This is a genomic window from Roseovarius sp. A-2 (assembly GCF_002072155.1).
Lineage (GTDB): Bacteria > Pseudomonadota > Alphaproteobacteria > Rhodobacterales > Rhodobacteraceae > Roseovarius.
Genome location: NZ_BDIY01000049.1, coordinates 1 through 8,549, shown reverse-complemented (window position 1 = coordinate 8,549; position 8,549 = coordinate 1). Strand labels below are relative to the sequence as shown.

The following is an 8,549-nucleotide window of genomic DNA, read 5'->3' as shown; positions in this document are numbered from 1 at the left end:
AAAAGGCCCCATTCCGCCCTTGATCGGCAGACGCCTGACGACGCATATTGGGTAGGCTTGGAACAACAAGAAGCAGCATGAAACCTAAACCCGATACACCTTAGAAAAGCTGCAAACATGTCCGAAAAGGTGGGACCACTTCACACCTTTCCATCGGAGATTGCACTTAACCAGATCAAGAAATTACGCAGGGCGCGTTTTGGGCTCTACGAAGGCGAACCTATGTGTTCTGCAAGGAGTCGAACCACAGTAACAAAGACTCTGAGCGAAATAAGCGCGGGAACGCGCTGCTAAGCCCGATTCCGTTCTTTTGCTTGCACAATGGCGTTTTTGACCCCGCCTCTGGCTACTAATTGGTGGTCGGAATACTACAAAAAATGTCAGAGCAGCCATAGTTATGCCAAACGCGAAATCTGAAATCGAAAAAATGCAATAAAATCAAGGGCCGAATTTTTCCGATTTCAAAGTCGGCGGGCGTTATTGCCAAGGAGTGCGGTAATGTTTTGCCACGCAAAATCGGCAATAGTCTTGTCATATAGGCATCAGGCAACAAAAAATCCGCCCGGTTGGGCGGCTTCGATCGGCAATATCTTGTGGGAATTAGGTCTACAAATCGGCGCGCCTGTAGATTGCAGCGTTCAGGAGTTCCCGTCTCATAATCGGCTTTATGTCAAGTTTCCGCAGTTCCATCGCGACTACCTTCGGGGCCTTGCCCCTTGTCTTGGCCAGGTCCGCAAGCGCGACGTAGTCCGCCTGGAACCGTTTCACCTCCTTTTCCTCGAAGCGATGACGGACGGTGCCGCTCGAGGCCACGGTTTCGAGTGAGCGGAGAAACGGGCGCCCCGACCTGTCGACCTTCGTCCGAAGGTGCGTGACGCCGGACGTGAATATTCCGAGACGGGCGGCAACATCATGCGTGGACAAACCGATCTCGCCTTCAAGTTCCGAGATCACGGCGCGGACCTCGTCCGGGGAGACCAGTACCGAACGAAACCCCAGGTCTTCTGACAAGAGTTCAAGCGATGTCAGCTTGCGATCCAGAACAAGCTGAACGATGTCCATCACCGGTCGCCGCACGACCTCGGAGGCAACGATGGCGTCGACCATCCCGTCGCTGGCCTGGCGCACGGTTGTCCCATGCGCCCGCAAGCGAGAGATGAAATCATCGAGGTCTCGGACAGCTACCTTGGCGAGGACGCCGCCGCCGCGGCCGAGATCCGGCACCAGCTGAGATACAATCCCGCGTTTCACGAGCATCTGGGCTTGGGTCCGGTTGCAGTTCAGGTACTCCGGGACCTTGCTGATCGGAATTGAATTGTGAATGCGATCGGCCAGCCTTTCCCCTTGCCCTGCATCGACGGTAAACCGGTCGTCGGCGTCAACATCAGCTGGAAGAACACCGGTGAGTTTCAGCGCCCGGCGCAAGGTCGCCTGGTGAACGCCGGTCGACCGCGACAGGCTGGCCAGCGAATGACGGCGCCGCGCATCGACAGGACGGCCGAACAAGGTGCTACCCGGGTCAATCGACATCGTGTCCAGGACAAACTCCCTCACGACATCCCGGATCGGTCCGGGATCCGTCTTGGATTTCTTGAATTGCAGCCACTGGTAAATTCGACCCAAGGCCGCTTGCGGGCCGCCCTTGGAACTCCGGCGAAAGGACTCGCGTGAAATCTCGTCAAGCGCCTTGCGCAAGCCGTCCACGCCATCACGGGCCGCCTCGAAACCGGCACTGCCGGCCTCTGACCAATCACCAAGCGAGAGCCTATCAAGGTTGGTATGCGCCCCGAACACAAGGCAGGCCCCCAGCATCTCACAGGCTTTTGTCGCCTGGTCTATATCCTGAGTGTCGAGCCAGTCGTGACCGGACACGCCTATGAGGCGCCGCATAACATAGGCCTGCAAGGCAGAGGTGTTCGCTGGCGGCGCGTCGCCTGCCAGCTTTTCAAGGGCGGCATCGTCCGGCGCCACGAGGGTCATATCCTGGAAATGCTCATGAAACCCGCTGTTGAGGCGCCGATGAAGAACAAGCCCGTGTTGGGGGCATGTTCTGACCGGGCTGAACATCCAGCCGATCCGGCCAACGCGCCGCCCCGCGCTTGGTCCCGACGGATCAGCATCTTCCAACAGGCAAGCCGGGCAAAAGGTTGTATGGGTTCGCAGCGCGAACCGCATGCCGAAAACCTCGTCGCCATGCTTGAAGCGCGCTTCGCCGACACGCTGCACGCCGGAGGCCCGTATGCGGTCCGCGGCGATCCCGGTAAGGTCAGCCAGCCTGCCAATGCAGTCATCGGTCGTGTCGACGACGCTCTGGCGACTGATCTGCATCAGTTTCAGGAAGTCGGGACCGGACAGGCCGGCATGAAACGGACCGAGCCGAGAGCACCAGGAAACGGTGCTCTCACCCTCGATCAGTGGGAGGACAGGCAGCATGACCATTGTTCAACCCCGCTCGATCTTCTTCTGCTGGCGCTTGGAGCGCGCCTGCTCGTATTCCTCGGCCCCTGCATCCAGTGATATGGACATCCAGTCAGGCGCCCAAAAAATGTTGGAGCCAGGATCACACCCTTCCTGTATGGCCCAGGCCTCTGCGAAATGATCGATGGTCAGGAAGGTCGCACCGTCGAAAATGGCGCACTCGATCGCGTTGACGATGGTCTCGATCGCCCGTCCGAAACGATAGCGGCTACCCGTCATCAGGCGGACCGCCAAATCATCGGGCAGCCGCGCCGTGATGCCAGCCTCGTCGCAGTAGCCGTCGATCATCCCGAAAATGTCGTCCTGGTCCGTGCTGTGGTCGAGATCCGACGGCGCGATCTTGGTGAAGCGCCGCGACACCTGCGGATCGAAGCTGGTCATCTCACCGAGCCTCCGTGTCCCGCTGAGGATCGGGATCACCGCATTGTCGCCTTGCATGAGCGTCTTGATCGTCCTCAAGGTCGTTTCGGTCTCGTTTGCCGACTGCGCCATGACGAGGTCCTGGGCCTCATCCAACCAAAGGACCTTGATGCCCATCTGACCCAACCGCTTCCGCACGGCGCCCCAGATTTCCCAGGCCTTGGCATTCGAGGAGACACCGGACATGCCGGTTGCCTCCAGGATCGCGAGACCAACGCTCTTGTGCGTCGCGGGGCTGGGAACCTGGATTTCCAGGTACCGTGGAAGGCCCGTTTCGGGGTTCATCTTCAGCGCGCTGGTCGATTGCAGCACGGTCCGGATTGCAGTGGTTTTGCCACCCCCAGCAGCTTCGATGACGGCGATGCCGCGCGTTTCCTTGTCGGCGGTAAATCGGCATGGCTCGGCGGTCAGGCGATCATCGTCATCGACCTGCAGTAGCCGGGCAAGGTGTTTCTGCACCGCATCGGTGCGCTCGTTGGGCACGTGCATGTCGCGCAGGCTCTGCACCAATTTGCCCTTGGGAATTTGAATGTTCATTGACGGTCTCCTTTCCATTCAACGAGGGTTTCAGGGGTGATTTTTTTGGACTGCAGGGGCGCGAGCTCACCTGCTGAAATCAGCCGCAGAAGGGCTCGATAGCCGCGGGCTGCGAGGCCAGTTTTCTGCGTGAGAAGGTCAAGGCGAACAGCACCGCACAACTCCTGCGCCACGGCACGCGCTGCGTCCTCTGCTTCCGGATCAATGTCGCGCAATGCTGCGTTGATGTTCGCGTTGTGAAGGGCGACCCGGTCGATATCGGCCTCGGTCAAGAGGCGCACCGACTTGGCGAACCCCTTCTCTTGCACCCACCAGGCGATGGTGCGCATTTCCTCGACATGACGACCGGACTTGAGGCGCACTTCGGGCTTGACCGTATAGGCAATGCGCTCTCCCGAGGCCTTCGTGACGACCATGTCGAAGAAGTGCCATTTCTCATTTTGCCGGCCGAATGTGAAAAGCACCTGCTCCTGGACTGCGGCGACATCGGGCCGGGTAGCCTCGATTTGCAAGTGGCAGAGTTCAAGGTGTGACTCCGCTTGAAAGCGGGTACCTGAGTTCTCACCAAGGACGGCGAAGGCGGTACAATGTGCAGTCGACGCATTCTTGATACTGCGATCCCCACGGGATTGCGCAGGCAATACGCGACCCTCCGAATAAATCGGCATTTTGATTTCCTTTCGCATAGGAAGACCACCCGCCGGACTTCAGTCCGACGCTGCCCGAAGGCGGCGGCCATATTTTCGGGATTTCATGAAATGAACCGACTGACTCTCAGTTGGCGGTCATTTCACCTTCGTGGATCCAAAGATCCAAGTGGTTGGATTGAGTGTTCAGCTACTGGCGTTCACTTCGTTCTCCATTCTCTTTCCATTGCCTTTCCTGCACCGCTGTCCCCGGTCTCTCGGGTTGGGCAGCCAGGACATTGGCTGGTTGCATTTTCGGCGAAACGAGGCGGTCGAGCTGACCTGTGAAATCCGCCGTCCCGGGCCTCGTTTCGAGGGTCAAAGTACTCAGCGCGCCACCTCGGGCAACCGCTGATTTTGCCCCAAATTTTTTTCTTAAAGTCGTTCCCGCGCCGCTTTAATCGATCCCAGCGGATCCCAAGATACTGTTTTTATGTTATTTTCTCTGCCGACCTCCATCTTACGCCAAAAAAAACATCTGCGCCGACCCCTCCGCGCCTGTCTCATCTACGAAATCGCCGGCGACACTCGGATATTCGCGTGGCGAAAATGACACACGTAAGGTTGTTTTGAAAAATGTGATGGAGGTTCGAAACCTGTCGCACCGGGGGGAAGCGATTCGAATCCGATTCACCTGCAACGGATCTCCAGCATACTTACGCCATGGCCCGTTCGAGCCTTTGCTTCCGACGCTCCCAATCGGGCATCACCTTGTCGAAGAGCTCGAAGAAGGCAGCCCCGTGATGAGGCTCCGCCATGTGGCAGAGCTCGTGGGTGATAACGTAGTCGATGGCGTCGACCGGCGCCTGGCCCCAAGAACCTCGGCACCCCGCGCGGAGAGCGGCGTCCCCGTCCTCACCGCCCCCCCCCTCGGGAGCGCCGACAGGGAGCATGGAGAGCTGCCTCAGTGGGGGCTGTCAGGATATTCTGGTGTTGCAGGCCGGAAAATTTTTCTGCGTGCACTCGACCGTTCCATATCTTCCCTATGACTGCGGCATGAAGATGCCGTCGAGGACCGCACGATGAGCGAAGAGAAAGGAGGCAGCGCGAAATCCAGAACCACTGGACGCTCGTTAACAGTGTTGTGCATCACCAAAAAAGCAGCGCGCTGCGGGGATCTGATCATTCCCCAGAGGTAGTGGTATCCGCATGAGCGGAAGCGACACCGTGCATCCGAGACGAATTCCCATGACGTCTGTCACAGAAGGCCGTCCTCGGCGGTTTTCGAAGTCCCGGCCACCGACGGGAGACGACCACGAGCGCGGTGGCGCTCGTTTCTACATGCCAGAGGAAACGCCTCGAGGCCGACATCGGCAACAGGGGATTTCCATTTCACACGATGGCGCCGGATGGTGGCCCATGAGCCACGATCCAGGATCGTCGGTGCGCGCAGCGTAGCGACGGGTTTGCCCGCAAGATTCCCCGCCGCCCCCGCTCAGGCGAGCGGTCGGTGTGCTATTTCGGAAGCTGCCGTTGCTTCAGCGTCTCGTCGTCGCCATCGGATTTCATGGCGTCGGAGATGAGGTGGTTCACGGTCTCGTCGAAATACGCGCTCACCTCGCGGTAGAGGGTGCGAAACTCCGACGCGACCGTCCGTTCGAAGCCGGCTTGCCGCGCCCGGACCATGACCGTGGTGCGTCGTTGTCGGGGATAGCGATAGGGTCGCACCCCGTGCTTGCGGCAGAGCGCGACGAAGATCCGCACTGACCAGACATCCGGCAGGGAATACTGCAGCTCGATCTCCGGGTCCGCCTCGTCCGCGGCTCCCGAATCCAGCATGGCCTGAAGCCGGTCACGTGCCGCGCCGGCTGCGGCCCGTTCCCCCGGGGTAGCGCCTCGGGCGAAGAGCCGCCCGAGCTTGGCGAGTTTCTCGCGGAGATCTCTGTCGCTGGCCATATGATCGCTCCCTGCCTGCGCACGCCTGATGGCCGCATCACCGATGAAAGGTCAACCCGATCAGCTCCCATCCATGTGGTCCGGCCAGAGCCGACCGGCCCTTCATCCTGGAACCGCCTTGTGGCAATGTCGACCGGACAGGGGGGACGACGTGGCCAGACGCACGACACACAAATGGGCGTTCAAGCCCGGCGTGCGCGCAGGCGCATTCGGCTGGCGGGGCACGGCGAAAGCCACCGAACGGCTGAAGGCCGTAATGCGCGAGATAAAGGCCGTGCGGAAGTTCGATCTGGTCGCGGCCGGTGAGGGGGTCATCGCGCTCGCTGAACGCATCTGGCCGACCTTCGAACACATCGACACATCCTCCGGTGCTCTGGGGACTGCCGTGGCGCGCACGCTCGAAGGTCTGGCCCCTATCCTGATCGACGCGCCGGCGGACGAGAGCACGCGAGCCGCTTGGGCGAAGCGGTTGCGCACGGCCAGTGTCCTGGTAGTTTTCATGGTCATCTCCTTGAGTTGTATTGAAAGATCAGTCCCTCGTCGTGTTCGGCATATCGGCCGAGGTCTTCGCTGCGTCACAGCCCTTGCTTTTGCACATGACGCAGTATCCGGTGGCGCACATCACCGCGCAGGGTGCGAGGCTCAGGATCAGGGGGGCCACACCGATCGCGGCAAGCCAGCCCCAGTTGAGCCAGAGGCCCGCGCCGATGGCGATCATCACCGCGATCACGGTCTGGCGGCGGCTCAGAGGCCAGCGGGCGGGCGCGGCCTGACGGCGATGCACAAAAGGTATGTTTGTCATGGCGTGTCTTGTCCTTTTGCTATGATCGTTTCAAAGAATGCGATGTTTTTCGGGCTGTCCCACTCGGCAGGACCGGAGAGGCGGCCCAGTTCGCGGCCAAGCCGGTCGATCAGGATGGTCGTCGGCAGGCCTGCCACGGCGAGGGCCGCCATGGCGCGGATGTCCTCGGCGAGATACAGGCCCAGATGCGCGATCCCGATCTCGTCGTAGAAGCGGCGCACCGGGCCGAGCCCTGCCCGGTCGATGGAGAGCGGAAGGATGTGGAAATCCGCCCCGCCAAGCCGCGCCTGCAGCCGATCCAGCGTCGGCATTTCCTCGCGGCAGGGCGCGCACCAGGTGGCCCAGACGTTGAGCAGCACGACTTGGCCAAGGAAATCGGCCAAGGTCAGGTCGTGCCCGCCGCCGTCCACGAAGGGGGGCGAAAGCATGTCTCGTGGGCTGTCCCGAAGTGGCATGACCGGGCGCGCGGCGACCGGCGTGGCCAATGTCGCCGCCGCCGTAGCGGCAAGAAAGTCTCTGCGGTTCATGGGGTTTCCTCCGCCTGCAGCGCCCGGACCACGGGCATGATCTCGTTTTCCATAATCTGACGGTTGAACGGGCCGACATGTTTCATTGCGATACGGCCCTCGGCGTCGATCACGTAGGTTTCCGGCACGCCGTAGACCCCCCAGTCGATGGCAACGCGGCCATTCCGGTCCGCCGCGATACGGGTGAAGGGATCGCCCAGCTCGTCGAGGAATGCCAGCGCCGCGCCAAGAGCGTCCTTGTAGTTGATCCCATGGATCGGAACCGCGCCGGTCTCGGCAAGCTCAACCAAGAGCGGGTTCTCGTCGCGGCACGGCACGCACCAGGACGCCCAGACGTTGACGATGGACACGTCGCCCGTCAGATCAGTGGTGGCCAACCCGTCGCTTCGCCCCTCTATGGGCGGCAGATCGAATTCCGGCACCGGCTTGCCGATCCGGGTCGAGGGCAGCCGGTCGTCCGTGTTCCAGAGCCCCCAGTAAAAGGCGGCGCCAAGCCCGGCGAAGATCGCCACGGGCAACACCATCAGCAGGGAAACCCGGCTTCTTCGCGGTGTCCTCGGCACGCTCATGATCCGCCCTCGTCATTGGCTGTCACTTCGGCCTGAAAGTCGCGTGCGCGTTCAGGCCAGGTGCTCTTGATAAAGGCCAGAACGGCCTTGATCTCGTCGTCGGACAGGACCCCCTCGAAGCCCGGCATATCGCTCTCATAGCCGGGCACGATGGCGTTGACCCCGAGCTTGGTGATGGTGAACAGCTGACGGTCGGCATGGTGCCAGGTATGGCCGCTCGCATCATGCGGCGGTGCGGGCATTCGTCCGTTGTCCTTGCGGCGCTTCCAGTCGGGTTCACCCTCCAGGTTGACACCGTGGCAGGCGGCGCAATTGGCCGCGTAGAGTTCCTGCCCGAGTGCGACCTGTTTGGCCGTCACCGTCGCACCGCGAAAGCTCAGCCCCTCGGGAACGATCGGCGCGTCGGCCGCAACGACCCATGCCGTCGAGCCGAGCGCCACAACGAGACCCGCCGCGTAATGGCCGGGGCGGGTCATGCAGGCTGCCGAAGATACTTGACCAGCGCCGCCGCCGCGAGGACCAGCACCGCGACAAACAGCAGCATGATCAGGCCTCCGCCCATCATCATGCCCATCATGGGGCCACCCATCATCTGGCCCATGCAATCGCCCGCAAAGCCCGTGCCGGGGCCGTC

At 61.2% G+C, this 8,549-nt stretch carries 10 protein-coding genes; all 10 read right to left on the bottom strand.

Going from position 1 to position 8,549, the window contains the following annotated elements; translation table 11 throughout:
• Window positions 1-606: 606 nt before the first annotated feature.
• The 10 genes from BHD06_RS21950 to BHD06_RS21905 all read right to left on the bottom strand — a co-directional run bounded on the left by BHD06_RS21950 (window position 607) and on the right by BHD06_RS21905 (window position 8,391).
• Window positions 607-2,439, bottom strand: coding sequence for a TniQ family protein (locus tag BHD06_RS21950; protein WP_080459085.1), 1,833 nt, complete (start codon window positions 2,437-2,439; stop codon window positions 607-609).
• A gap of 3 nt (window positions 2,440-2,442) precedes the next feature.
• On the bottom strand, window positions 2,443-3,405 hold the full coding sequence (locus BHD06_RS21945; RefSeq protein WP_176214466.1) for a TniB family NTP-binding protein: 963 nt from the start codon (window positions 3,403-3,405) through the stop codon (window positions 2,443-2,445).
• 26 nt (window positions 3,406-3,431) lie between these two features.
• Window positions 3,432-4,103 (bottom strand): hypothetical protein, encoded by a 672-nt coding sequence (locus BHD06_RS21940; protein ID WP_139784849.1) that lies wholly within the window; start codon window positions 4,101-4,103, stop codon window positions 3,432-3,434.
• Between the two features lie 674 nt (window positions 4,104-4,777).
• On the bottom strand, window positions 4,778-5,014 hold the full coding sequence (locus BHD06_RS24585) for a M48 family metallopeptidase (RefSeq protein WP_254892568.1): 237 nt from the start codon (window positions 5,012-5,014) through the stop codon (window positions 4,778-4,780).
• A 562-nt stretch (window positions 5,015-5,576) separates the two neighbouring features.
• Window positions 5,577-6,017: a hypothetical protein gene (locus tag BHD06_RS21930; protein WP_080459082.1), complete on the bottom strand. Its 441-nt coding sequence runs from the start codon at window positions 6,015-6,017 to the stop codon at window positions 5,577-5,579.
• Window positions 6,018-6,119: 102 nt separating this feature from the next.
• Entirely contained in the window at window positions 6,120-6,518 is a 399-nt protein-coding gene (locus BHD06_RS23960; protein WP_176214465.1) for a hypothetical protein, read from the bottom strand.
• A 28-nt stretch (window positions 6,519-6,546) separates the two neighbouring features.
• Window positions 6,547-6,819: a hypothetical protein gene (locus BHD06_RS21920; protein ID WP_254892567.1), complete on the bottom strand. Its 273-nt coding sequence runs from the start codon at window positions 6,817-6,819 to the stop codon at window positions 6,547-6,549.
• Window positions 6,816-7,346: a TlpA disulfide reductase family protein gene (locus BHD06_RS21915; protein ID WP_080459081.1), complete on the bottom strand. Its 531-nt coding sequence runs from the start codon at window positions 7,344-7,346 to the stop codon at window positions 6,816-6,818. Before BHD06_RS21915 ends, BHD06_RS21920 begins: the two co-directional genes overlap by 4 nt.
• Window positions 7,343-7,915 (bottom strand): DsbE family thiol:disulfide interchange protein, encoded by a 573-nt coding sequence (locus tag BHD06_RS21910; protein WP_254892566.1) that lies wholly within the window; start codon window positions 7,913-7,915, stop codon window positions 7,343-7,345. Before BHD06_RS21910 ends, BHD06_RS21915 begins: the two co-directional genes overlap by 4 nt.
• Window positions 7,912-8,391, bottom strand: a complete 480-nt coding sequence (locus BHD06_RS21905; RefSeq protein ID WP_080459079.1) for a cytochrome c — start codon at window positions 8,389-8,391, stop codon at window positions 7,912-7,914. The genes BHD06_RS21910 and BHD06_RS21905 overlap by 4 nt, the downstream gene beginning before the upstream one ends.
• Window positions 8,392-8,549 lie beyond the last annotated feature (158 nt).

What these genes read in the sequence shown, in the direction of transcription:
- BHD06_RS21905 (WP_080459079.1), bottom strand. Translation starts at nt 8,391, where the DNA reads ATGACCCGCCCCGGCCATTACGCGGCGGGTCTCGTTGTGGCGCTCGGC.
- BHD06_RS21915 (WP_080459081.1), bottom strand. Translation starts at nt 7,346, where the DNA reads ATGAACCGCAGAGACTTTCTTGCCGCTACGGCGGCGGCGACATTGGCC.
- BHD06_RS21910 (WP_254892566.1), bottom strand. Translation starts at nt 7,915, where the DNA reads ATGAGCGTGCCGAGGACACCGCGAAGAAGCCGGGTTTCCCTGCTGATG.
- BHD06_RS21950 (WP_080459085.1), bottom strand. Translation starts at nt 2,439, where the DNA reads ATGGTCATGCTGCCTGTCCTCCCACTGATCGAGGGTGAGAGCACCGTT.
- BHD06_RS21930 (WP_080459082.1), bottom strand. Translation starts at nt 6,017, where the DNA reads ATGGCCAGCGACAGAGATCTCCGCGAGAAACTCGCCAAGCTCGGGCGG.
- BHD06_RS21940 (WP_139784849.1), bottom strand. Translation starts at nt 4,103, where the DNA reads ATGCCGATTTATTCGGAGGGTCGCGTATTGCCTGCGCAATCCCGTGGG.
- BHD06_RS21920 (WP_254892567.1), bottom strand. Translation starts at nt 6,819, where the DNA reads ATGACAAACATACCTTTTGTGCATCGCCGTCAGGCCGCGCCCGCCCGC.
- BHD06_RS24585 (WP_254892568.1), bottom strand. Translation starts at nt 5,014, where the DNA reads ATGCTCCCTGTCGGCGCTCCCGAGGGGGGGGGCGGTGAGGACGGGGAC.
- BHD06_RS23960 (WP_176214465.1), bottom strand. Translation starts at nt 6,518, where the DNA reads ATGAAAACTACCAGGACACTGGCCGTGCGCAACCGCTTCGCCCAAGCG.